This window comes from Arthrobacter sp. N199823 (assembly GCF_002929705.1).
Classification (GTDB): domain Bacteria; phylum Actinomycetota; class Actinomycetes; order Actinomycetales; family Micrococcaceae; genus Specibacter.
Genome location: NZ_PJIN01000012.1, coordinates 39,243 through 63,262, shown reverse-complemented (window position 1 = coordinate 63,262; position 24,020 = coordinate 39,243). Strand labels below are relative to the sequence as shown.

Genomic DNA, 24,020 nt, shown 5'->3' with positions numbered 1-24,020 from the left:
TTCGACAGTGCTCGGATGAGATTTCCTGAAGTTGATTTTCGGTTAGGAACGATCGAATAGCTCCCATTTGAAACGGGCAGCATTTCGGGTGTCTTGGCGTGGTGCTCCGTTATTCACGCTGGGAGTTTAGATTCAACGTCTGACGGATCGTCGCGCAGGCACCAGTAAGATCGGGACATGGATACTGAGAGCGAGATCGAGGAGCTATATCTCGCGGGCGGCTGCCTCTGGGGCGTGCAGGCCTTCATCGCGACGCTGCCAGGTGTGACGTTCACAGAGGCTGGCAGGGCCAACGGCACTAGCCAGCGCATCGACATCGAATACGACGGGTATGCGGAATGCGTACGCACACGATTCGATCCGACGGCTGTTAATGTCGAGCAGTTGATGGCTTACCTCTTTGAGATCATAGAGCCTTACAGCGTGAACCAACAGGGACCGGACATCGGCCAGAAGTATCGAACTGGCGTGTACTCCAACAAACTGAGCCACCTTGAAGATGCTCGGGCCTTCATCGCGGCCAGAGATGACGCTGACCGCATTGCCGTCGAGATACTGCCGCTCGCTAACTATGTGCGAAGCGCCGAAGAGCATCAGGATCGGCTCGCGCGTTGCCCTGAAGACTCCTGCCACATACCCGCGGAACTGCTGACTAAGTACTAGGCTGAGGTCGATCTAGATGGTCGCCGGTGGTGATCATCTAAAAGTTGGCCTGCGCCGGAACTCGGTGGAGTCCCGATTGAGTTTGTAACTCTTGACCCCTGAAATCTTCTGCGATGGCCTTAGAACAGCGGCCAGGGCACCGCCGACATCTCACCGCTCGGAGCCGGAAACCGCCCTGCTAAGCGCAAGCGGTCGCAGCGACCAGAGAGCGCTGCGATTTCTTCAGCGCTGAGCAATTCCGCTAGGTCTCGGACCAGCCCACCCTTCAGCCCCTCGCTGACACGATCAATGCCGTCCAGTTCCTCGGAAGTTAGATCCTCTCCCAACCAGCCCCACAGCACCGTGCGCAGCTTGTGGTCACGGTGAAAGGTGAGCCCGTGGTCCACACCGTGCCGGTGACCGTCAGACATGGCAAGGATGTGGTCGCCTTTGCGGTCGGCGTTGTTGACGACGACGTCGAACACCGCCATGCGTCGCAGCGCTGGCGTATCTTCGTGAACGAGGGCGACGATCCGTCCGTTCTCATCTTGTCCCTGTAGAACCTGCTTCCAACCTGTCTCTGGCACCTGCTCCGCCGCTACCAGGTTGACGGCGTCTTGGGTGGGATCCTGCTCCTGCCAGAGCTGCACCATTCCTTCTCCCAAAGGGCCATCGCGCAGCCAAGTGTGGGGCACCACTCCCCAGCCGAAGGCCTCCGAGACCATATAGGCGGCCACCTCCCGCTGGGCCAACGTACCCTCAGGAAAATCCCACAGCGGACTTTCGCCCGCTATCGGTTTATAGACGACCACCACGTCCCCGATGCTGCCAAGAAATGTAGCGTTCGAAGCCGTCGTGATGCGGCCGGTGAGAGTCAGCTCGGCGGCCATAAGTTCTGACGTTGGCATCAGACCTCGGGCAGGGTGCAGATGTGTCCGTCGGCGTCCATGGGAAACCCGCAGAGCGGGCACATTGGACGCCCGGCAGCCACGATCTCGCGGGTGCGCTTGGCGAATGCGCGGGCGGTGCCGACAGGCATTCGCACCAGCAGCATCTCGGACTCGATAGCGCCGTCCTCATCAAACGATTCGTCATCAGCATCAGCATCAGGATCAAATTCGTCATCGGTGAGTGGGTGGGCCTCTATGACGATCTGGGCAGTTGATGGGTCCCAGCCAAGGCTCATGGCCCCAGCGCGAAACTGCTCCTGGACAGCCTCGAGCGGGTCATTGTCGACAAGTTCCACGGGAGTGCCCGTGGGAACGCTGAAGGGGTTGCCCTTGACAGTGATGAGCTGATCGAGAATTTCGTCGATGTTCTCCGCGAGCAGAGCCGACTGCTGCTTCTCCAAGGCAATACTCACGATCTGCGTCCCCGCGCGCACCTGTAAGTAGAATGTACGCGCCCCAGGAAGGCCAATGGCGCCAACGACGACCCGATCGGGCCAGGAAAACTCGTGAACACGTGTATGCATGTCAGTATTCTAGGCGCAAGAGGTTCATGGCGTCTTTTGCCCTGCGCCGCCACCCACTGGCGCATCGCCAGAGTGAATGCCGTTCGACAACCACGACAGATCGCCCCCATCGGTGTTGGTGGCGTAGACGTTCGGCCGATTAGCGCCGTAACGCACGATCGATATGGAGGCGGGGCCCACGTTGATGCGCTGGAACATGTCAAGGTGCATGCCGAGAGCGTCAGCGAGGATTGATTTGATGATGTCACCGTGACTTACTGCCGCCCACACGGCCTCTGGCCCGTGCTCGGCTTCGAAGGCTGCATCGTGACGTCGAATCGCTGCCACTGAGCGGGCCTGCATCGCTGCCATGGACTCACCCCCTGGAAAGACGACGGCGGACGGTTGCGACTGGACAACCGGCCACAAATCCTCAGTCGCAAGATCACTGAGCGTGCGGCCCTGCCATTGGCCGTAATCGCATTCGGTGAGGTCGAGATCAATGGGCGAGTACGGCGCACCGGTCTGGCGATCGAGGATGAATTGGGCGGTCTGCTGACAGCGCTCAAGCGGGCTCGACACCACCCCGACGAGGGGCACGGGGGCGAGCCGGTCTCCGGTCAGGGCCGCCTGGTCCTGCCCGATCTGGTCCAGACTGACGCCAGCGGATCGGCCGGCCAGCAGTCCGGAAGCATTGGCTGTGGAGCGGCCGTGCCGCACGAGGATAACTGTTGCCATCCACCCAGCCTAACCATCCGTCGTCGACGATCCCAGCCCAAAAGCCGAGTGTCACCAAGCTGATGGACGAGGACCGACATTCGGCTCAGCTGTTGCCCTTTGATCTCGGGATCTGGGCCGGGCTCCAGCTTGTTCAAGGTGCTCGCCCGGCTGGCGGACGGGGCCTGCAATCATCCTCGACGCGCACATTGACCGTGCGGGGTCGAGGGAAGGATGCTTTAGACATGAAACTCCTCGAGTTCGATAGCGTCTCCTTGGCGGTCGACGAGTTCGGCGACAAGAGTTCCCCGCCGGTCTTACTCATCGCCGGAGCCACCCAATCGATGGACTGGTGGACTCCGGACTTCTGCCAGCTCCTCGCTGCGGAGGGTCTGTACGTTATTCGCTACGACCAGCGGGATACCGGGGTGTCGACGACGAGCCCGCCGGGCAAACCGGATTACATGGGCATTGATCTGACCAACGATCTTGTTCGGATCCTTGATGCACTCGGCATCGCCGCGGCACATCTCGTGGGTCTGTCGATGGGTGGTGGTATCGCGCAGTACCTCGGTGTCACCGAGCCGCTACGTGTTCTAACGCTGACACTCATCGAGTCGTCACCAATCGGAGGTGACTCGGGAGAGCTACCGATCCCTGACTTGAGCCTGGGCGCGGCAGAGAACGAGCTCCCGGTGGTGAGCAACTGGAACGATGCCTCGAGTGTCATTGATTACCGAGTCGAAGCCGAGCGCCCCTATCAAGGGTCGTTCGGCTTCGATGAAGACCGTATCCGTGCAATCGCCACTATCGAGTTTGGCCGCACGAAGAGCATTGAATCCTCGATGCTCAATCACTTTCTCGTTGCAGGCGACAGCGAGGCGGATCCGTCGATGGTGACCATGCCGACACTTGTCATTCACAGTGACTCGGACCCGCTATTCGCGCTGCCCCACGGTGCGGCACTCGCCCACATGATCCCACGCGCCACGCTGCTGCGTGTCCATGGCATGGGGCACGAGGCGCCGCCGCCGAGGGTGTGGGATATCGTCATCCCTGCGCTTGTCGACCACATGCGCGGAAATCGCGAGATCGCCACATCCGGAGACGCAGGCTCCGATGAGTGACAATAACCCGGCAGGTGATGCGCAAACATGGCTGACGGATACCCGAAATTCATACGACCTCGATGCCGCGGGTTACGCAGAAAAGGTCCAAGGGCTGCTCGAAGCTCATCCGCATCTGCGGGCACATTTGGACGTGTTCGTGGAACTCGTCCAGCGCGACGGAGGCGGGCGGGTGGCCGATGTAGGGTGCGGCCCCGGATATGTCACGCGATACCTTCAGGATTCAGGTACCGAAGCCTTCGGGATCGACCTCTCACCTATGATGGTCGCCCTCGCCCAGCGGGCCTACCCAGATCTGCACTTCGAGGTGGGGACGATGACAAACCTCGATCTGGCCGCTCACTCAGTCGCCGGCATCGTCGCTTTCTGGTCCACGATCCACATTCCTGACCACGCCATGGCCGGTGTGATCAAAGAGTTTCATAGGGTCCTGCGACCCGGGGGCCACATCCTCGTCGGTTTTCACGTCGGGGACAGTACTGAGCACGCCTCCAGCGGATATACGGGCCAAGCGATCAGCGTCGATACTCACCTTCGGCACGCCAGCGAGATCTCTGATTGGTTGCGGGATGCCAACTTCCAGATCGAATCTGAGTCCGTCTTCCGGCCCGACGACATTGTTCCGGGTGGGATAGTTCTGGCCCGGAGACGTGGGTGAGCATTTTGCTGCCCAGCCATGGTGCAGCAGTCTCATTCCCGCCGCCTGACCTCCACAATGATTGCAGTGGGGAATCACGCTGGGTTAGGGTTCAAGCGTTTCCAGAAATCAATCTCTTAGGGAGTTGCCATGGCTCGGACGCGAGTACACAACCTGTTCGTTTCCTCAGATGGATACGCCGCTGGCGATTACGTGACGCTCGAAAAGCCGATCGGTGATGCCGCGGCGCTCTTCGGTAAGTTCGACGGACGCGTCATTCACGGCATCCATGGCATAGACGACCCGGTGAGCGTGGATCGGGCCATGTTCAGCATGTGGGGCCAGGGCATCGGGGCAGAGATTATGGGCCGCCGTAAGTTTGGCCCGCAGTCGGGGGACTGGCCCGACGACGGTTGGGAAGGTTGGTGGGGAGACGCACCGCCCTTCCTGACCCCCGTGTTCATCCTGACTCACTATCCTCGTGAGTCACTCGAGTTCGCCAACGGCACGAGCTTCCACTTTGTAGATACGTCCCCGGTAAAAGCGCTCCGCCTCGCGCAGGAAGCGGCCGGTGGGTTGGACGTTCGGATTGGCGGCGGGCCGTCAACAGTGAGCGAATTCCTGCAGGCTGATCTCATCGACTTCCTGCATGTGGTGATCGTTCCGGTGGTGCTCGGCACCGGTGTCCGGATCTGGGATCACTTGGCTGGTATGGAAGACCGGTTCAGTGTTGAATCCATCAGCACCTCCAGCGGATTGACGCATCAGCTGTGGAATAGGAAGGGCCGTGACTGACGATGTCTCGTCGTCATCTTGTAGTTCCCCTTCCTGACGGCCAGCTGAAATCGCTGTCCTTGCCGTAGGAATCCCGGCGGGCCTCGTACGCCAGAGCTGCATGCCCGGGAGCGTCGTCACCGATCAGCACCCGCAATGGTCGGTCAGGGCCAGTGAGGTGAGCGAGCAGCCGTTCTGCCGCCAGGGCCGGATCGGCATCCGTTACAGATGCATCAGGATCGACGGCGGGCCAGGGCATCTCCGCGGTGCCAAACAAGGCTGTACGGAGCTCGTCGTATTCCGATTTCGGGGCTGCGAACTGCATACTCGGACCGGCCCAATCGGTCGCGAATCCGCCGAGCTGGGCGATAGTCACGTGGATCCCGAACTGGGCGACCTCGGTAGAAAGCGCTTCGCTGAAGCCTTCGAGGCCCCACTTACCGGCGTTGTACAGTCCGAATGTTGGCATCGAGCCGATGGCGCCGACAGTGGAAATCTGCACGATGTCGCCACCACCGCGTTCTCGCAGGTGTGGAATCGCCGCCTGGGATACCCATATCGCGCCGAACAGATTCAAGTCGAGATGATCGCGGGCCTGCTGCTCGTTGACTTCTTCGATGGCTCCGACAAACCCGGCGCCCGCGTTGTTGACCACAACGTCGAAGCCACCGAAGATCTTCGCTGCGTGATCCACAGCGACGGTGACCGCGGCTGCGTCACGGACGTCGAGAAGGACTTCTCGTGCCGAGTGTGGGTAGTCGGCCAGTAGATTCGACATGGCTCCGGCATGGCGGACAGTTCCGACGACGCGGTCACCTTGTTCCAGAGCGGCCCGCGCGAATTCCCGGCCGAGACCGCGGCCAACGCCGGTGATGAACCAGGTCCGAGAAGTGCGTGATGAATCGGTCATGGCATGATTCCCTCCGACTAGATGCTCAGTCTCGTCAGGCTAGCAAGCGATCAGAGGGAGTTTCAAGAGGGAGCGGCTCTTCTCGCGCGGACCAATCTCATCGCCCTGGACCACGTGCCCTGACTCGTGCCCCGCATGCAGTTCACCCGGTGTTCGTGGCACACCGTTGGCGGAAAATCGACGGCGCAGGCTATCGGATCATCGGATTTGGAGATCGATGAGCGGGTGATCTGCAAAGACCTCAAGAATGAGCTCGAAGTAGCTCTTTCCGGCTCCGTTCTGCAGATCGTCAAGATCCGCCTGGATACGTTGCTGATTGAAGGAATTCGGTTGTGACAACTTATTCTGCAGCCACCGCTGTGTCGCATCGGACCCGAGCGCTTCACGGCTGTGGGCGTGGTCAGTCCAGACGAATGTAGCAGGCTGACCAGCACGGACCTCGCCGTCTACTCGGTAGAGGACGTCGTTGCGCCCATCTAAACTCTGACCAAGAAACCAATCTTCGTCGGCCATCAACTCGCGGTTGAACTGCTCGTAGAGATCGGCGATACCTTGCACCTCGGCACCGTCGATTCGATACTGTTTCATTGCTCGGAGTCCCTCCCTGATCTGTTCATGACACTAGACCACGATATGGAATGGGGGCTCAAGTTTTCGGCCCTGATAGAAACACTGCAGACTTTCATCGCGCGGTTCGCGCACCGTGAGCTCGAGCAAAGGCTCGGTGGACTATTTGCCGCGGATCCTGCGGGTGGCCGGGCACGCCACGGTCGTTGACAGCAACCGCATTGCAGAGCGCTGTATTCTGAGCGAAATGCACTTCCGAGCGTCCGAGAGGATTCCCTTGCCGATACGTATTCCCGAATCTCTGATTCCGGTGTTCCTGAAAGTGACCCGCGCCAACCGGACGTTTGTGAGCGAGGCTGGCGCACACCAGCGTATTCGCGAGCGCGCTTTGCGCCCGGAACCCTACGGTCCGCCGACGCGTCTGGAAGGTGCGCGTGTTGACCGCCGGTTACCGAATCCACTCGGATGGCCCGTGTATGACGTGGAGCCAGCGAACCGGGCCCAGAATGGCGAGGGGCAGGAACCCGTAGTCGTGTATATCCACGGCGGAGGCTGGGTCAATGAGATCCGGCTCCAGCACTGGCAACTCAGCGCACGCGTGGCGCGGGAATCACGGCAACGCGTCGTGGTTCCTATCTATCCACTCGTGCCCTTCGGGACGGCCCGCGAGGTGAGAGACGGCGTCGTCGAACTTGTCAGGGAAGAGCTTGACGCCGGCAACGAGGTGAGGCTGGCAGGAGACTCGGCCGGTGGCCAGATTGTGCTCTCGGTGGCCCTGGAGCTTCGTGATCGAGGGGTTGTGCTTCCTGCCGTCACGCTGCTTTCTCCGGCCTTGGACCTCACTTGGAAGAACCCGAGGATCGACGCCGTGCAGCCTAGCGACCCGTGGCTGGGGCGCCCCGGAGGGCGTGTGCTGGCGGAGGCTTGGCGGGGCGCCGACCCCATCGAGGACCCCGTGGTCAGCCCGCTGTTCGGTGACATGTCCGGGCTCGGGCCGCTGACAATCCTCACCGGAACACGCGACGTCCTGAACCCCGACGCACAGATCCTGCGGGACAAAGCGGGCGCCGCAGGTGTTCAGGTATCGTGGCACGAGGCCAATGGGCAACTACACGTTTACGCACTTCTGCCCACTGAGACAGGCGAACAGGGAGCGAGAATCATTGTGGAAAGCCTGCAGCCTTCGAAGGGGATGCACGGCGCCTCCGCATGAGAGATCACCGGAAGGGCGACGCCTAGGGCTCCGGGGTCCAACCTAGGGCTGGGCCCAATGTGGTTGCAATGTCGGTGAGGATCTGGACGTAGTCCTCCTGGTCGAAGCTGAAGGGCAACGCAAACGCCACTTCGTCGACCTCCTGGAACCCGGCGTGGGCGTGCAGTTGCTCGGCAATTTGTTCGCTGGTGCCAATGAGGTCCGGGGCAAAAAGCATTCCTCTTGGTCCTTGCGGCGCAAGGGTTCGGGGTGTCCGTTCATCGACGTATCTCTGATATTTCTCGCGCTGCTGGGCCGTAGCCGAATCGGTGGGAATCACCACCAGTCCTTGCGACACCCGGGCGGATCCTCGCGCGCCGGATGCCGCGGCGGCTTCTCGGAACGCCCGGATCTGGGCTTGCTGGATGTGGGCAAAGGAGGGTTCCTGGCCCGCTTCGGCGAACACCACGCTACTGGTCAGCAGATTAAACCCGTTGGCCCCGGCCCAGTCCGCCGACTTGAGGCTGGCTGCCCCATACCAAAGCCGATCGCGCAGACCCGCCGAGTGTGGCTCGACCCTGTTGGAGAACTCTTCGACGACGCCATGCTTGCCGGAAAATTCCCGGACCGGTTCCCCGTCAATCAAGCGGGCAAGCCGCTCTACGCGGGAGTAGCTGAAGTCCTCCTGCTCGGCGGTGTCCGGGTACAACTCGTGTTTCACGGTGTCGTAGTTCATGGGCTCACCCACACTCAGGCCCGGGTTGATACGTCCTCCGGAGAGTAGATCCACCGTGGCCAGGTCCTCTGCCAAACGCAACGGGTTTTCCCAGCCCACGGGGGTGACGGCCGTGCCAAGGTGGATGCGCGAGGTGCGCTGGCTGGCGGCTGCCATGATCGCAATGGGGGAGGAGATTCCGAACTGGAGGTGGCGGTGGCGCAGCCAGGCACTGTCGAATCCAAGGCGTTCGCCCATTTCGATGACCTGCAACGTGGATTCGTGCCCGGCAGCCGGATCCGCTGGATCGAACAGGCCAATGGTGAGGAATCCCAGCTTGCGCAAGGGACGTGAAGAGTCTGGCATGAGCTTCCTTTGGTGAGAGGGTGCGAGCACTACTCACACTAGGCCGGGGTAGCTGGCGCTGCCACTGCGAACGGCGAGAGGTTACTCTCTGCGTCCTCGCCGCCGCGCCGCCAAAGGTTCCTGGACGTGCCCTGGTGGGGTTAGCCCTTCGGCACAGTGCCCACTTGTTTGGCCGGAACACCTACGACGACGGCTCCCGCAGGCACGTCCTTGGTGACCACTGCGCCCGCACCGACCACAGCCCCATCGCCAATGCTCACCCCTGGCAGCACTGTCACATTGGCCCCGAACCAGACTCCTTCGCCGATCACCACGCGGGCCGGGTGCATATCTGCTCGTCGGCTCGGGAGCATGTCATGGTTCAACGTCGTGATGACAGCGTTGTGGCCGATCAGTGAACCGGCACCAATGTCGATTCCGCCCTGGTCCTGGAATCTGCAGCCGCTATTGAGGAACACGTTTTCACCGAAGCGAATGTTCTTGCCGAAGTCTGCGGAGAAGGGCGGGAAGAGTGTGAATGACTGGGGGACTTGGCTGCCTGTTACCTCACTCATCAAGGAGCGCACCTCATCGGGGGAGTGGTACTGCCCATTGAGCTCGGCGGTAATACGCAGTGCCTCCTGACTCGCTGCATGCATCGCCGCATGATGTGGGGAACCACCCGGAATACTCTCCCCGGCATTGAGGGCGGTCAATAGTTTTTCAAGTCCGTCAATAGTGGCCATAGCTCACCATAACGTGGACGGCTCTATGCCCGGCGGGACACAAGGTTGCCGGGTCAGTCATGACAACTGCGCCGCCTGCATCAAGGCGATCCAGGCGGCGCACAGGTTTCAGCTGGGCACCCCTTTAGAGCGTGGTGCTGAAGTTCCACGAGGAGTGAATGGCGCCGTGAATGTAGTTCACTGCGCCGGCGTCGCCAATCACGTCATGGCTGATGCCAGCGTCCTTGAGCTTTTCCGCTAGGGGAGCAGCCGCCGTGGTGCCGTCCGCGTAGACCACCATGGACGCCGGGGCGGAGAAGCTCTCCTCACCCTCGCTCCACTCGACCGTCTTAGGTGTGATGCGGTTGATCTTGACGTTGCGGTGAATCTTTACACCGTGGTCCAGCGAGTCCTTCACGGCCGTCCAACGACGCGGCATGGCCAAGGGCAGTCCTAGCTGCTGCTTCTCGTGCAGGAGTGTGACGTTGCGTCCGCGCTCGGCGAGGAATTCAGCAAGCTCCAGACCAACGAGCGAGCCGCCAATGACCACCACGTTCTTGCCCATGGGCAGCCAATACTTGGTGAACTGACGGACGAACTCCGGGCTCTTGGTCAGCCCGGAGAGGCGTCCCATTTTTCCAAGGTTGCTCAGGACGAAGCCTGCCTCCTGTGCGGTCGCCGTGCCGAGCATCATGGCGCGAAGCATATCGCCTGTCTGCACGTTCGGCAGATCGCCGCCGGGGAAATCCGGCTTCGGGCGGACGGCGCCGGTGGCCACAATGACGTGGTCGGCATTCAGGGCCCGGATCGTCTCGACGGTGGCTGGCGTATTCAACTTGACCGCTATACGCAGGCGCTTGATCTCTGCCTTGAACCAGCGCAGCAGGCGCTCGTTGTCAGGGGTGGTCATGGTGGAGAACCACATGGTGCCGCCCAGACGGTCGGACTTGTCGAGCACGGTGACGCGGTGGCCACGTTCGGTCAGAACTCGGGCGCTCTCCAAACCGGCGGGACCGGCACCAACCACCACAATGTGCTTGGAGGCGGAGGCTGGCTTCAGGGGGAGCAGGGCCTCGTTACCCAGAGCCGGGTTGACGGCGCAGAACGGGGTGTCATCGAAGAAGTTCTCGGCAACGCACAGATAGCAGTTGATGCAGGGACGTACCTGATCGGCCTTGCCCTCACGGAGCTTGTTCGGCAATTCAGGGTCCGCCAGAAGCTGGCGGCCCATGGCAGCGAAGTCGATCTTGCCTTCGGCGATGGCCTTCTCGGAGATGTCCGGGAGCATACGTCCCACGGCAATCACCGGGATGCCCACGTGCTTTTTGACCTCGGCGGCGTTCTCCAAGTAGGCGCCAACCTTGCTAGGCAGCGGGCCGTCGGTGAAGTTATCAAAGGGGTTGCGTCCCCATCCGGTCACATGGATGGCGTCGGCGCCAGCCTGCTCGAACAGTTTCGAGGCCTCAATGGATTCCGCGAGGCTGAGACCGCCTTCCTGGCCGTACTCCTCGCCAGAGACTCGGACCAGAATGGCCAGCTTGTCGCCGACTCGCTTCTTGACGGCCGCGATGACCTCGCAGGCCAGTCGTGCGCGGTTGGCCAGCGGTCCGCCGTATTCGTCGGTGCGCTTGTTGTCCCGCTGGTTCAGGAAGACCCCGAGGATGTAGCCGTGAGCTACGTGGATCTCGATGGCGTCGCAGTCAGCCTTGGCAATACGTTCGGCGGCGTCGGCCCAGTCAGAGATGAGCCCGGAAATGTCGTCGCTGGTCATCTCCTTGTAGCTTGCCTGCTTCCCGGCGGTCGCTGCGCCCATGCGACGCAGCTCATCCGGGGTGCTATCGGCCAACGCTGACATGTTGTAGCTGTAGTCAGGCTTGTTGGGTGCCAGTACGGGCCGGTCGTTGGCGGTGTCCACTCGGGCAACCTTGCCGTGATGTGTGGACTGGATGCACAGCTTGGAGCCTGCTGCGTGGATCGCGTCCGCGAGGGCCTTCAACCCCGGGATGAACCTGTCCTCGGAGAGCCCGGGCTCCTTCATGGAGGCTGCGCCAAACGGGAAGGCGATGGCGCACGCGCCCGTGATGATCAGGCCGGCTCCGCCAGCGGCACGCGCCACGTAGTGATCAATCTCGGTCTGCTCAATTTCGCCGTGTTCGGACACGTTCATGTCCATTGCCGGCAGGATAATACGGTTCGGTGTACTCATGGGACCAATGCGTCCGGGAGCCATCAGATGGGGAAATGTCTTGGTGTTCATCATCCCATTATAGTGTCCTGCCGACACTATAATTTGACGGTGCAGGAGCGGCAACGCTGTGCAGGGTAGTCGACGTCGATCCGGCCCCGATCAAACGAAGAACAAGCGAAGGCCGAAATTAGATCAAGCGCTGACGCCCAGAGCCTTGCCAATGGTGGAATTGTCTTCAAGGATTTCCAGCAGACATCCGGCAAGATCGACGCGCGGAATTGAACCGCCCAGCCTTTCTTGGCTGGTGACTTCCAAGGCTTTCCATGCTCCAGTGCCTGGCTTGTTGGTCAAGCCGGTGGGGCGGACAAATGTCCAATCAAGTCCAGCGCTAGTGACTGCTGATTCTTGCGCGTTGTGATCGGCCAGCGGCTTTGCGAGCAGGACCTTCATGACCGGACGGAGAAAAGCGGGCAACTGCTTGGCGGAATCGCCGGCACCCAGCGAGGATTGCACCACGATTCTGCGGGTGGCTGTTTTCGCCATGGCTGCAACAACTACTTGCGTGACCGCCGCCCGGTGATGGCGGACGCCTCTTGCGCCGCCAACCGTGACAACAACGGCGTCGGCTCCGGCAATGGCTTCTGTCACTACTGACGGATCGCACGCGTTGCCCATCACCACATGGGTGCCAGCAGGCGTGACGCCACTGCGTGAAACAGTGGTCACCTCATGGCCGGCTTGATGTGCCAGCGCTGCCAAGTGAGCTCCGGTGCCTTGTGAGCCGCCAATGATAGTGATCTTCACGGATTTCCTTTGCGTCATCGTAATCGAGCGCGACAAACGGCTCAGTGCATCTTACCGTGGAGTCAAAGAGTGGAAATGTGGCTGAGTGGGGCCGGCGAAAAGCGAAAGAACTACTGCGCCGCACGCTCTGCTTCCGTCAGGGTGCGCAGCACACAAAACTCGTTGCCCTCGGGATCGCCCATGACCACCCATGTGTGCGAGGTGCCCTGCCCGATGTCCACGCGGGTAGCGCCCAGCGCTTCCAACCGAGCGATCTCGGCGGGCTGATCATCGGGGCGCAGATCCAGGTGCAGCCTATTCTTTACCGATTTCCCTTCGGGGACTTTCAAGAACAAAAGGTCCGGCAAGATTCCAGCTTCCGGACTGCCGGCGGGTGGCTGAAGCGCCACTTCCTCGCCGTCGTCATGGACAATATTCCAGCCCAACGCCTCCGCCCAGAATTGGGCAGTTTCGGAAGGTGAAGCGGAATCAATGGAAAAGTTTTCTATGCGTGAGGCCATGGCGCTATTCTGCCGTGCCGCGTGGGCCCTGACTAGTGTGGAACAGTAATCCCATGGACCTACTCAATGAGTCGAATGAGCGCACCCCTGTCATGCCGGATGTCCGCACCGGCCCGCCGTTCATGGCGGGTGAGCGGGAATCGCTCGAGGCGTGGCTGGAGTTTTACCGCCTCACCTTGCCCATCAAGGTTGGCGGTCTCACCGCGGAGCAACTGTGCCGAGCTGCCGTTCCGCCCTCGGGCATGAGCATCGCCGGGATTGTGCGCCATCTGTGCGACGTTGAGCGCTACTGGTTCTCAAATGTTGTGGCGGGGACTGATCAGCCGGCTCGTTACAAGGAGGAGGACCCCGATGCTGACTTCAACGGGGCCACCGAAGCCACTGCCCTCGCCGACGTTGCCGCCTACAGCCAGGAAACGATCCTCGCCCGAGAGTTGGCAGCGAACGTTACCGATCTCGACGCCGCGCTTCCGGCGCTGCGGCACGGGCAGCAACTGAATTTGCGCTGGGTTTACACGCACATGATTGAGGAATACGCCCGGCACCTCGGTCATGTGGACCTGCTGCGTGAGTGTGTTGACGGCGCCACTGGGTACTAGAGCCGTGTCTTTTAATGGTCGACGCCGGAGATCGCCTTTTGCGCGCGGCCTACGGTGTCGAGCGTAGAGACCCGGCGCACCCTCGGCTCACGCCCACATGGCTGCGGTACCCTAACAAACAGGATTATTCCCGGGACCGGCTCCACGCCATTGGAGTCCCGGAGGCCATATTGAAGCGAAGAACCTGGAGGTGGAATGCGGCCCGGACGCATTTCCAAAGTATTGGCTGCCGCAGCAGCCTTAGCCGTTGTCCTGAGTGCCTGCACGGGGACGCCACCTGCTCCGAATCCCACCAGTGCATCACCGACAGCCACGGTGGGCGGCAACGTCACCGTGCTCGAAGCTGCCCCATTTACCTCATTCAACGCTGCCAGCGTCACCGGTAAAACTGCCACCAACACCAGAATTGATGCGGCAACACACTCGGGCTTCAACACGGTGGACAGCGATCTGAAGATTGTTAAAAATGAGCAGTTCGGCAAGTATGAAAAGGTCAAAGACAATCCGCTGACCATCAAATACACCATCAATGACGGTGTGCAATGGTCCGACGGCGAACCGGTCACCGCCGATGATTTGATGCTTCAGTGGGCTGCCTTGTCCGGCTGGTACAACGATGCCGTTCTGGATAAGAACTTCGCCGTGACCTCGGGCACCGCCTATTTTCACTCGGCAGGGGACCACTCCGGGCTGGCGCAGACCGAGCGTCCCGTCATCAGTGACGATGGGAAATCGCTGACTCTCGTTTACACCAAGCCGTTCTCTGATTGGGAGACGGTGCTGGGCTCAACCGTGTCCATTCCCGCGCACATTGTGGCGGTCCGGGCAGGGTTGGCCGATGCGCCGGCGCTGTCCCGCGTCCTGGAAAGTGTGCCCAAGGGTGATCCTGCCAAGCAAACACGGCCCGATCCGACGCTGCGCAAGGTGGCCGACTTTTGGAACACGGGCTTTGACTCCCGCAGCATGCCGGACCCCACGTTGGCGCTGTCCAACGGCCCCTACCTGGTCAAGGGCATCACAGCGGATAAGGAATTGGTGCTCACCCGCAACGTTGATTATGTGTGGGGGGCCGTGCCTAAGTTAGACACCTTGACTGTCAAGTACCAAGCCGACCCTGACAAGCAGATCGCCGCTCTTGAAGCAGGTACTGCTGATGTCATCTCACCAGCCATGAGCGCCGAGCGGGTCAGTGCACTCAATGCGCTGCAACCCGCAGGAGTCCAAGTGCAGCTCGGTAGCGGACTGGGCTTCGATCAAGTGGTGCTGAACTTCAAGGGTGCCTTGGCCGCGCCGGATCTGCGGCAGGCATTCCTGCATACGGTGCCGCGCCAGCCAATCATCGATGAAGTAGCCAAACCACTGGATGCCAACGCGGAGGTGCTCAATTCATTTGTGTTCGCTCCCGTACAAGTGCCGTACAAGGAGTCTTCGGCGAGCAATGGGAGCAAGGACTTCGCCCCGGGAGCCGTGGATCCTGATGGAATCACGCAAGCAAAGGAACTGCTCAAGGGCGCCAAACCAACCGTCCGTGTCCTTTATAACAAGGACGACGCCGAGCGGGTCGCCCAATACCAACTGATCGCCGCCTCCGCCGCTGAGGCCGGGTTTTCCGTAACCGACGCCGGAAGAAATGCCAAGGAGTGGGTCGCAGCCTTGAAGTCAGGCGCCTTCGATGTTGCGCTGTACGGATGGAGCCGCAACCCTGCCGGATCCGCCCAGGTGCCCCAGATCTTCCGGACCGGTGCGGCATCAAACTTCAACAACTTCTCCAATACCGTGGTGGATCAGCTCACCGATCAGTTGGCGCTTGAGCCGGATGAGGCCAAGCAGAATGCCCTGAAGATGCAGATCGACAAGCTGGTCATAGAGGCTGGCTACGGGTTGCCGTTGTTCCAACGGGCAACCGTGAGCGCGTCCGGGGAACATGTGTCAGGGGTGGCTCACTCGCCATTGGAGATCGGGCCGTGGCAAAGCATCGCTCAGTGGGCCTCCGTCAAGTAAGGGCCAGTCAAGTAAAGACTCAGCCGTGCATGACCAAGCACCTGCTGCGCGAGATGATCCCGATTCCGCTGGGGTCTCTCCATGCGGGCCCACCGCGCCCAAAGAACTCACAGCGTTAGGTGACGTTAGTCACGGAAGGTGCTGGTCGACGTCGTACTTCTGCCGGGAAAGCGGGCCGGATTGCGGGGAAAGCCCCGTTGGGAGTGTCAGAAAACATGGCACAAATGGGATAAAGTGGGTAGGCCGCATTTGGCACTTCGTCTAGAATGGTGTTATCTGCCGAATATCGCGGCCAACCATCTAATGTGACTTTCTGCTTTAGCCCTTCCGGGCCTGCAGCCGGGCCCAACTGAAACGAGTCTTCACGCATGAGCGATCTTTCCCTCAATACTGCTTCGCGCAATGACCTGCGCAACGTCGCCATTGTCGCGCACGTTGACCATGGAAAGACCACCTTGGTCGATGCCATGCTGCAGCAGACGCACGCATTCGCCGCCCACGGTGACGTTGCTGAGCGCGTCATGGACTCCGGTGACCTGGAGCGCGAAAAGGGCATTACCATTTTGGCCAAGAACACGACCGTTGCTTACAACGGCCCCTCGGCCAATGGTCTGGCCATGACCATCAACGTCATCGACACCCCCGGCCACGCCGACTTCGGTGGCGAAGTTGAGCGAGGTCTGTCCATGGTTGACGGCGTTGTTCTGCTCGTTGACGCCTCTGAAGGCCCGCTGCCGCAGACCCGCTTCGTGCTGCGTAAGGCACTGGCTGCAAAGCTCCCCGTAATCCTGTTGGTCAACAAGACTGACCGCCCCGATGCTCGCATCGATGAAGTTGTTGCCGAGTCCATGGACCTGCTCCTGGGCCTGGCCTCTGACATGGCTGACGAAGTCCCGGACCTGGACCTCGACGCCGTTTTGAACGTTCCGGTTGTTTACGCATCCGGCCGCTTGGGCCGCGCCTCCACCGTGCAGCCCGAGAACGGTACCGCTCCGGACAGCGAAGACCTTGAGCCGCTGTTCAAGGTCATCATGGACCACATCCCGGCCCCCACCTACAACCCAGAAGGTGTCCTGCAGGCGCACGTCACCAACCTGGATGCTTCACCGTTCCTGGGCCGTTTGGCTCTGCTGCGTATCTTCAACGGCACCCTGACCAAGGGCCAGACCGTTGCCTGGTGCCGCCAGGATGGCACGGTTAAGTCTGTCAAGATCACCGAACTGCTCGCCACCAAGGCACTGACCCGTGTTCCGGCTGAGTCTGCTGGTCCGGGTGAAATCGTTGCTGTTGCCGGTATCGAAGACATCACCATTGGTGAAACCCTGACCGACATTGACAACCCGCAGCCGTTGCCGCTGATCACGGTTGACCCGCCGGCCATCTCCATGACCATCGGTATCAACACCTCCCCGATCGCCGGCCGCGTCAAGGGCCACAAGGTCACTGCCCGCCAGGTCAAGGATCGCCTCGACAAGGAACTCGTTGGTAACGTTTCCTTGAACGTTCTTCCCACCGAGCGTCCTGACGCTTGGGAAGTTCAGGGCCGTGGCGAATTGGCTCTGTCCATCCTCGTTGAGCAGATGCGTCGCGAAGGCTTCGAGCTGACAGTTGGTAAGCCTCAGGTTGTTACCAAGATGATTGACGGCAAGGTTCACGAGCCGATGGAACACATGACCATCGACGTACCCGAAGAATACTTGGGTGGCGTAACCCAGCTCCTGGCAGCTCGCAAGGGCCGCATGACCAACATGGCCAACCACGGTACCGGCTGGTGCCGCATGGAATTCGTCGTTCCCGCCCGTGGACTGATCGGTTTCCGTACCCGCTTCATGACCGACACCCGCGGTGCCGGTATCGCAGCTTCCATCTCCGAAGGCTACGAGCCGTGGGCCGGCCCGATCGAGTACCGCACCAATGGTTCCATCGTGGCTGACCGCTCTGGCGTCGTCACCCCGTTTGCGATGATCAAGCTCCAGGAACGCATGAACTTCTTCGTGCAGCCCACCTCCGAGGTCTACGAGGGCATGATCGTCGGCGAGAACTCACGCTCCGATGACATGGACGTGAACATCACGAAGGAAAAGCAGCTCACCAACATGCGTGCAGCTTCCTCGGACACCTTCGAGAACATGACGCCGCCGCGCAACCTCACCTTGGAAGAGTCCCTCGAATTCGCTCGCGAAGACGAGTGTGTTGAGGTTACCCCTGAGGCAGTTCGTATCCGTAAGTTGATCCTCAACGCCGGAGACCGCGCCAAGCAGTACCGCTCACGCGCCAAGAACTAGTAGTTCCTACAAAAACGCCCCAGCATCTGCTGGGGCGTTTTTTGTGTCTTGCTGACAGCTTGTTTTGTGTTCTAGGTCTCAGTTTTATTACGATGCTTCCAGAATGTGGTCGAGTTTACTTGCCGGTAATATATTGCGGCTAGGCTCTTTGAGTATGAGTTGAGCCACTGCCTCCGGCCAGACAAGGAACCGGGATGGCGGGCTCTTTGCTCGAATCCATATCACAAAATAGGAGGCGGAATGCGTTTGTCGCGTACTTCCCAAGCACTTGGCCTGGCAGTAGTGGTTGCCATGTCCCTGACCGCATGTGGCGGTGGCGCTGGTGAGAACACCAATGCAACCGGTGATGCCACCAAGGTCATCACAGCCAATAACACCGAGCCGCAGAATGGCCTGCTGCCCGCAAACACCAATGAAGTTGGTGGCGGTAAGGTCATGGACCTACTCTTCTCCGGTCTGGTGAGCTACGACGCCAAGGGCGCCACGGTCAACGAGATTGCGGATTCCATTGAAACCAAGGATTCCCAGAACTACACCATCAAGATCAAGAGCGGGAAGGTGTTCAGCGACGGCACTGCCATCACTGCGCAGACCTTCGTTGACGCTTGGAACTTTGGTGCTGCCGCGAAGAATGCACAGCTGAACAGCTACTTCTTCGAGTCCATCAAGGGCTATGACAAGGTATCGGCTGAAGGCTCAACTGAAGACAAAATGGAAGGCCTGAAGGTAGTTGATGACAGCACCTTCACCGTTGAGCTTGCCCAGCCCGAATCTGACTTCCCGCTGCGTCTTGGCTACACGGCGTTCTACCCGCTGCCGGCATCTGCTTACAAGGATCCCAAGGCATTCGGCCAGAACCCCATTGGCAATGGCCCGTACAAGCTGGCTGAGGGTGGCTGGAAGCATGACGTTTCCATTGAGCTGATCCCCAACGACAAGTACGAAGGCCCGCAGAAAGCCAAGAACGGCGGCGTGACCTTCACGATCTTCAACAACCCGGATTCTGCCTACACCGAGGTGCAAGCAGATAACCTGGACATTTTGGATCAAGTACCACCCAGTGGCTTGCAGAACTTCAAGACTGACTTCGAAGGCCGCAACGTCAACCAGCCTTACGCCGGTAACGCCACTATGGTCCTCCCGTCCTACATGCCCGAATTCAAGGGCGAGGCTGGCTCCATGCGTCGCCAGGCCATCTCCATGGCCATTGATCGTCAGCAGATCATTGACAAGATCTTCTATGGCAACAAGAAGGCTGCCACGGAGTTCACCTCACCCGTCATTGACGGCTATGAAGCTGCTCTTCCCGGTTCTGAGGCTCTGAAGTTCGACGCCGCTAAGGCTAAGGCTCTTTGGGAGAAGGCTGACGCCATTGACCCGTGGCCCGCAGGCAAGGTCCTGACCATCACGTCCAACATCGATGGTGCCGGCAACAAGGAATACATCACGGCCATGGCCAACCAGATTGCCACCAACCTGGGCATCAAGGCTGAGCTGAACCCGATTGCCAGCTTCAAGGAAATGCGTGCCCTGGTCAACGAGAAGAAGCTCACCGGTGCATCACGCGCCGGCTGGCAGGCTGACTACCCTTCGCTGTACAACTTCCTCGGCCCGCTGTATGGCACCGGTGCAGGCTCCAACGATGGTGACTACTCCAACCCTGCTTTCGATGCAAAGTTGAAGGAAGGCCTTGCAGCTACCAGTGTTGAAGAAGGAAATAAGATCTTCAACCAGGCTCAGGAAATCTTGCTCAAGGACATGCCGGTAGTACCCCTGTGGTACCAGGCAGTCCAGGGCGTGTGGAGCAACAATGTCAACACGGTCGAGTTCGGCTGGAATGGCGTTCCGCTGTACTACGCAGTAACCGCCAAGTAGGAACATAAGTTCCGGCACGAAGTAGGGGGATCCGGCCTTAAACCGGGTTCCCCTATTTTGGTGTTTTAACCACAGTTTTCTTAGGCACACATACAATGCGTTTGGGCGATGTCAAAGTTTCAGACCTACAGGCCGGTTCTTTGTTCCCGCACAGACAGCTAGTGAACAGGTAATTACATGAATGAGATGTACCTTCGGCGGCAGGGCGTGGTGACTCCGTAATGGTCATGTTTACGCTCCGTCGTTTCTTACAGTTGATTCCCGTGTTCTTCGGGGCAACTCTTCTGGTCTACTTCCTGGTGTTTGCTACACCGGGTGACCCTATCGCCGCACTTTCCGGCGGCAAGCCCATGGCTCCTGCCGTTGAGGCAGCTCTTAGGGCCCAGTACAACTTGGACCAGCCCTTCTGGATCCAATACGGCTTGTACTTGAAAAACCTCGTCACGATGAACCTGGGTCAGACCTTCTCCGGCCAGGAAGTCGCGGCCGTTATTGCCCGGGCCTACCCCGTCACTGCGCGCCTGGCCATTATGGCTTTGGTCTTTGAGGCCTTCTTTGGTGTGCTGTTCGGTGTCATCGCTGGCCTGCGCAAGGGCAAGCTGTTCGACAGCACTGTCCTAGTTGCTTCCCTGCTCGTAATCGCTGTTCCGACCTTCGTGCTCGGCTTCGTATTGCAGCTTGTTGTTGGTGTTCAGCTGGGCTGGGCGAAGCCCACCGTCAGCGGTTCTGCGCCTTGGAATGAATTGATTCTGCCGGCCGTGGTGTTGGGACTTGTTTCCCTGGCCTATGTCATCCGGTTGACACGGGCTTCCATCAGCGAGAACATGAATGCCGACTATGTCCGGACGGCTACAGCCAAAGGCTTGAGTCGTCGCCGAGTGGTGGTTGTGCATATTCTGCGTAACTCACTGATTCCCGTGGTGACCTTCCTTGGTGCCGACCTAGGCTCGCTTATGGGCGGTGCCATTGTCACCGAAGGTATTTTCAACGTGCCCGGTATCGGCAACCTGTTGTATAAGGCCATTCTGAAGGGCGAGAGTGCCACGGTCGTAGCCGTGGTTGGCATCCTTGTCATCGTGTTTGTGGTGGCCAACCTTGTTGTTGATCTTTTGTACGCCGTGCTTGATCCGAGGATTCGCTATGTCTGAGAAGCTGACACCTGAAAATGAACCGAGGATTCCGGTAACCCCGCGCCTCGGCAAAAAATCGACTCGCGTGATTGAGCACTTTGTTGCACCGCTCGAGGAAACCCCTCTGGCCGCTGTTGACTCCGTGTCTGAGGGTGGAGCCCCGCTGAGCCTGTGGGCAGAGGCGTGGCGCAATCTGCGCAAGCAGCCACTGTTCATCATTTCAGCACTTCTGATCCTGCTCGTCATTGTTGTGGCAATTGCCCCGCAGTGGTTTTCCAGCGTGGACCCCACCAGCTGTCCGTTGGCAGACTCCGCAGAAGGACCCCGCGCGGGGCATCCCTTGGGCTTTAATCTACAGGGCTGTGACGTGTATGCGCGCATGATTCATGGCACCCGGGCCTCATTGATGGTGGGCATTTTCACCACCATTGGTGTGCTCATCATCGGTGGCACCATGGGCGCCCTAGCTGGCTACTACGGTGGCTGGCTGGATGCCATCTTGGCCCGCCTGGGCGATATTTTCTTCGCTTTGCCGCTGATCCTCGGCGCCATCGTCATGATGCAGCTGCCGGCCTTCCGGGACAACCGCAGTATTTGGACTGTGGTCTTAGTCTTGGTCATCTTCGGTTGGCCACAGATTGCCCGCATCACCCGTGGTGCTGTGATTGAAAACCGCAATGCTGACTATGTGACGGCCTCCAAGGCGTTGGGACTTTCCCGTTTCAGCGCGCTGGTCAAGCACGTGATCCCCAACTCACTGGCACCGATTATTGTGGTCGCCAGTATTTCACTAGGTACCTTTATTGTGGCCGAGGCAACCCTGTCGTTCTTGGGCCTGGGTCTGCCACCGTCCATCATGTCCTGGGGAAATGATATTTCTTCTGCTCAGCCGCAGGTTCGCAATAACCCTTCAGTGCTGCTGTGGCCGGCTGTTGCTCTGTCAATCGCCGTTCTTAGCTTCATCATGCTCGGTGACGCCTTGCGTGATGCGCTGGATCCCAAAGCTAGGAAGCGGTAACGGCTATGTCATTGAATGAAAGAAACACCTCTATGAATGCAGCCGCTTCACGGGATGCGGATGCACCGCTGCTGGAAATCAAAAACCTGGCCATCACATTCGACACACAAGGTGGCCCGGTCAACGCGGTGCGCAACGCGCACCTCACCGTGATGCCTGGTGAAACAGTGGCCATTGTGGGTGAGTCCGGATCGGGCAAGTCCACCACGGCACTTGCAGCCATTGGTCTGTTGCCCTCGAATGGTCGGGTCAGCGGCGGGCAGATCATTTTCGATGGCGAGGATATTACTCACGCCAGCGAGAAGCGCATCATCGAGTTGCGCGGAAACTCCATTGGCATGGTTCCCCAGGACCCCATGTCCAACCTGAACCCTGTGTGGAAGATTGGCTTCCAGGTGAAGGAGACGTTGAAGGCGAACGGTTTGGCTGGTTCCAACGCCAACGAACGCGTCGCCGAGGTGCTCTCCGAGGCTGGTCTGCCTGATGCTGCAGTGCGAGCCAAGCAATTCCCGCACGAATTCTCTGGTGGTATGCGTCAGCGTGCGTTGATCGCCATTGGTTTGGCATGCCGCCCGCGCCTGCTGATCGCGGATGAGCCCACGTCGGCTCTTGATGTCACGGTGCAGGGTCAGATCCTTGACCACCTGGACCGCATGACCACCGAGCTGAACACGGCCGTGCTGTTGATCACCCACGACCTCGGATTGGCCGCCGAGCGGGCTGAAAAGCTCGTGGTGATGTACAAGGGGCAGGTGGTTGAATCGGGTCCCGCACTGGAGATCCTGCGCAACCCGCAGCACCCGTACACACAGCGTTTGGTGAACTCGGCGCCGTCGCTCGCTTCCAAGCGTTTGCAGTCCGGCAAAGCCAAGGAGGCTTTGGCTGCTGCCGCCGCTGCCGGGACCGTCGAGGTCACGGATCAAGCAGACGTGCTCAAAGTTGAAAAGGTCGAACAGGCCGCACACGCGGAGAAGGCTGCTCACACGGGCGGCATCAAGAGCCACACCCCTGCAGGCCGTGGCGACACGATCCTGGAAATCAAGAACCTGACCAAGGTGTTTAAGCTTCGCGGCGCACTGGGCAAGTCCACTGATTTCAAGGCCGTGGATGATGTCTCCATCAACGTGAAGCGCGGCACCACCATGGCGATTGTGGGGGAGTCGGGTTCCGGCAAGTCCACCGTGGCACAGATGGCGCTGAGCTTGTTGGCGCCCACTGAGGGCAGCATTAGCTTCGACGGAGTGGATGTGACCTCGCTAAAGGGCAAGGCGCTGTTCAATTTCCGCCGTCGCGTGCAGCCCATCTTCCAGGATCCTTACGGTTCTCTGGATCCGATGTTCAACATTTACCGCACCATCGAAGAGCCGCTCAAGATCCACAAGATCGGCGATGCCAAGTCGCGTGAAAAGAAGGTCCGCGAACTGTTGGATCAGGTTTCCATGCCTGCCTCCACCATGCAGCGCTTCCCGAACGAGCTCTCCGGCGGTCAGCGTCAGCGTATCGCCATCGCGCGTGCCCTGGCACTGAACCCGGATGTGATCATCTGTGATGAGGCCGTCTCGGCGTTGGATGTTTTGGTGCAGGCACAGGTGTTGAACCTGCTCAACGAACTGCAGGAAGAATTGGGCTTGACATACCTGTTCATCACCCACGATCTGGCCGTTGTTCGCCAGATCGCCGATGACGTCTCCGTCATGCAGAAGGGCCGTCTCGTGGAGCAAGCCACCACGGATGAGGTCTTCAACAACCCGCAGCAGCGTTACACGCAGGATCTGCTCAGCGCCATTCCTGGAGCCTCGCTCCTGGTGTAGTTTCT

At 59.9% G+C, this 24,020-nt stretch carries 22 protein-coding genes; 12 read left to right on the top strand and 10 right to left on the bottom strand.

Annotated features, from left to right (window positions below; translation table 11 throughout):
* Positions 1–177: 177 nt before the first annotated feature.
* Positions 178–663 (top strand): peptide-methionine (S)-S-oxide reductase, encoded by a 486-nt coding sequence (locus CXQ93_RS18110; protein ID WP_104111811.1) that lies wholly within the window; start codon positions 178–180, stop codon positions 661–663.
* A gap of 119 nt (positions 664–782) precedes the next feature.
* On the opposite strand, the gene CXQ93_RS18105 is transcribed toward CXQ93_RS18110, so the two are convergent.
* From CXQ93_RS18105 to CXQ93_RS18095, 3 genes are read right to left on the bottom strand one after another with little or no spacing between them, the layout of a single operon-like run.
* Positions 783–1,550, bottom strand: coding sequence for an SCO1664 family protein (locus CXQ93_RS18105; protein ID WP_104111810.1), 768 nt, complete (start codon positions 1,548–1,550; stop codon positions 783–785).
* A complete protein-coding gene (locus CXQ93_RS18100) occupies positions 1,550–2,116 on the bottom strand; it encodes a DUF3090 domain-containing protein (RefSeq protein ID WP_104111809.1) in 567 nt (188 codons plus the stop codon). Before CXQ93_RS18100 ends, CXQ93_RS18105 begins: the two co-directional genes overlap by 1 nt.
* Before the next feature lie 24 nt (positions 2,117–2,140).
* Positions 2,141–2,833 carry a histidine phosphatase family protein gene (locus tag CXQ93_RS18095; RefSeq protein ID WP_104111808.1) on the bottom strand — a complete coding sequence of 231 codons (693 nt, stop codon included), beginning with the start codon at positions 2,831–2,833 and terminating at the stop codon, positions 2,141–2,143.
* Between the two features lie 194 nt (positions 2,834–3,027).
* Here CXQ93_RS18095 and CXQ93_RS18090 point away from each other — a divergent pair, with 194 nt between their 5' ends.
* The 3 genes from CXQ93_RS18090 to CXQ93_RS18080 all read left to right on the top strand — a co-directional run bounded on the left by CXQ93_RS18090 (position 3,028) and on the right by CXQ93_RS18080 (position 5,371).
* Positions 3,028–3,939, top strand: coding sequence for an alpha/beta fold hydrolase (locus tag CXQ93_RS18090; protein WP_219817386.1), 912 nt, complete (start codon positions 3,028–3,030; stop codon positions 3,937–3,939).
* Complete coding sequence (locus CXQ93_RS18085) at positions 3,932–4,597, top strand: class I SAM-dependent methyltransferase (protein WP_104111806.1); 666 nt, start codon at positions 3,932–3,934, stop codon at positions 4,595–4,597. Before CXQ93_RS18090 ends, CXQ93_RS18085 begins: the two co-directional genes overlap by 8 nt.
* Positions 4,598–4,726: 129 nt before the next feature.
* A complete protein-coding gene (locus tag CXQ93_RS18080) occupies positions 4,727–5,371 on the top strand; it encodes a dihydrofolate reductase family protein (RefSeq protein WP_104111805.1) in 645 nt (214 codons plus the stop codon).
* 13 nt (positions 5,372–5,384) lie between these two features.
* Here the strand turns inward: CXQ93_RS18080 and CXQ93_RS18075 are convergent, their stop codons facing one another.
* Both CXQ93_RS18075 and CXQ93_RS18070 read right to left on the bottom strand, forming a co-directional pair.
* Positions 5,385–6,260: an SDR family NAD(P)-dependent oxidoreductase gene (locus tag CXQ93_RS18075; protein WP_104111804.1), complete on the bottom strand. Its 876-nt coding sequence runs from the start codon at positions 6,258–6,260 to the stop codon at positions 5,385–5,387.
* A gap of 198 nt (positions 6,261–6,458) precedes the next feature.
* Entirely contained in the window at positions 6,459–6,848 is a 390-nt protein-coding gene (locus CXQ93_RS18070) for a ribonuclease inhibitor (protein WP_104111803.1), read from the bottom strand.
* Between the two features lie 115 nt (positions 6,849–6,963).
* On the opposite strand from CXQ93_RS18070, the gene CXQ93_RS18065 reads away from it, so the two are divergent.
* A complete protein-coding gene (locus CXQ93_RS18065; protein WP_258069100.1) occupies positions 6,964–8,040 on the top strand; it encodes an alpha/beta hydrolase in 1,077 nt (358 codons plus the stop codon).
* Between the two features lie 22 nt (positions 8,041–8,062).
* Here the strand turns inward: CXQ93_RS18065 and CXQ93_RS18060 are convergent, their stop codons facing one another.
* The 5 genes from CXQ93_RS18060 to CXQ93_RS18040 all read right to left on the bottom strand — a co-directional run bounded on the left by CXQ93_RS18060 (position 8,063) and on the right by CXQ93_RS18040 (position 13,296).
* Positions 8,063–9,100, bottom strand: a complete 1,038-nt coding sequence (locus CXQ93_RS18060) for an LLM class flavin-dependent oxidoreductase (protein WP_104111802.1) — start codon at positions 9,098–9,100, stop codon at positions 8,063–8,065.
* A gap of 140 nt (positions 9,101–9,240) precedes the next feature.
* On the bottom strand, positions 9,241–9,825 hold the full coding sequence (locus CXQ93_RS18055) for a DapH/DapD/GlmU-related protein (protein ID WP_104111801.1): 585 nt from the start codon (positions 9,823–9,825) through the stop codon (positions 9,241–9,243).
* Positions 9,826–9,949: 124 nt separating this feature from the next.
* Positions 9,950–12,061: an FAD-dependent oxidoreductase gene (locus CXQ93_RS18050; protein WP_219817385.1), complete on the bottom strand. Its 2,112-nt coding sequence runs from the start codon at positions 12,059–12,061 to the stop codon at positions 9,950–9,952.
* 123 nt (positions 12,062–12,184) lie between these two features.
* The gene (locus CXQ93_RS18045) at positions 12,185–12,796 is read right to left on the bottom strand and encodes an NAD(P)-dependent oxidoreductase (RefSeq protein ID WP_181036210.1); all 612 of its coding nucleotides are present in this window, start codon (positions 12,794–12,796) and stop codon (positions 12,185–12,187) included.
* Positions 12,797–12,906: 110 nt separating this feature from the next.
* Positions 12,907–13,296, bottom strand: a complete 390-nt coding sequence (locus CXQ93_RS18040; protein ID WP_104111798.1) for a VOC family protein — start codon at positions 13,294–13,296, stop codon at positions 12,907–12,909.
* Positions 13,297–13,349: 53 nt separating this feature from the next.
* Between CXQ93_RS18040 and CXQ93_RS18035 the strand changes: the two genes are divergently transcribed.
* The 7 genes from CXQ93_RS18035 to CXQ93_RS18005 all read left to right on the top strand — a co-directional run bounded on the left by CXQ93_RS18035 (position 13,350) and on the right by CXQ93_RS18005 (position 24,015).
* Entirely contained in the window at positions 13,350–13,895 is a 546-nt protein-coding gene (locus CXQ93_RS18035; RefSeq protein WP_258069099.1) for a DinB family protein, read from the top strand.
* A gap of 195 nt (positions 13,896–14,090) precedes the next feature.
* Positions 14,091–15,896, top strand: coding sequence for an ABC transporter substrate-binding protein (locus CXQ93_RS18030; protein WP_104111797.1), 1,806 nt, complete (start codon positions 14,091–14,093; stop codon positions 15,894–15,896).
* 368 nt (positions 15,897–16,264) lie between these two features.
* A complete protein-coding gene (gene typA / locus CXQ93_RS18025) occupies positions 16,265–18,181 on the top strand; it encodes a translational GTPase TypA (protein ID WP_104111796.1) in 1,917 nt (638 codons plus the stop codon).
* 240 nt (positions 18,182–18,421) lie between these two features.
* Entirely contained in the window at positions 18,422–20,056 is a 1,635-nt protein-coding gene (locus CXQ93_RS18020) for an ABC transporter substrate-binding protein (protein WP_104111795.1), read from the top strand.
* Positions 20,057–20,277: 221 nt separating this feature from the next.
* On the top strand, positions 20,278–21,204 hold the full coding sequence (locus CXQ93_RS18015; RefSeq protein WP_104111794.1) for an ABC transporter permease: 927 nt from the start codon (positions 20,278–20,280) through the stop codon (positions 21,202–21,204).
* Positions 21,197–22,204, top strand: coding sequence for an ABC transporter permease (locus tag CXQ93_RS18010; protein WP_104111793.1), 1,008 nt, complete (start codon positions 21,197–21,199; stop codon positions 22,202–22,204). The genes CXQ93_RS18015 and CXQ93_RS18010 overlap by 8 nt, the downstream gene beginning before the upstream one ends.
* A 32-nt stretch (positions 22,205–22,236) precedes the next feature.
* The gene (locus CXQ93_RS18005) at positions 22,237–24,015 is read left to right on the top strand and encodes an ABC transporter ATP-binding protein (protein WP_104111792.1); all 1,779 of its coding nucleotides are present in this window, start codon (positions 22,237–22,239) and stop codon (positions 24,013–24,015) included.
* Positions 24,016–24,020: the final 5 nt, after the last annotated feature.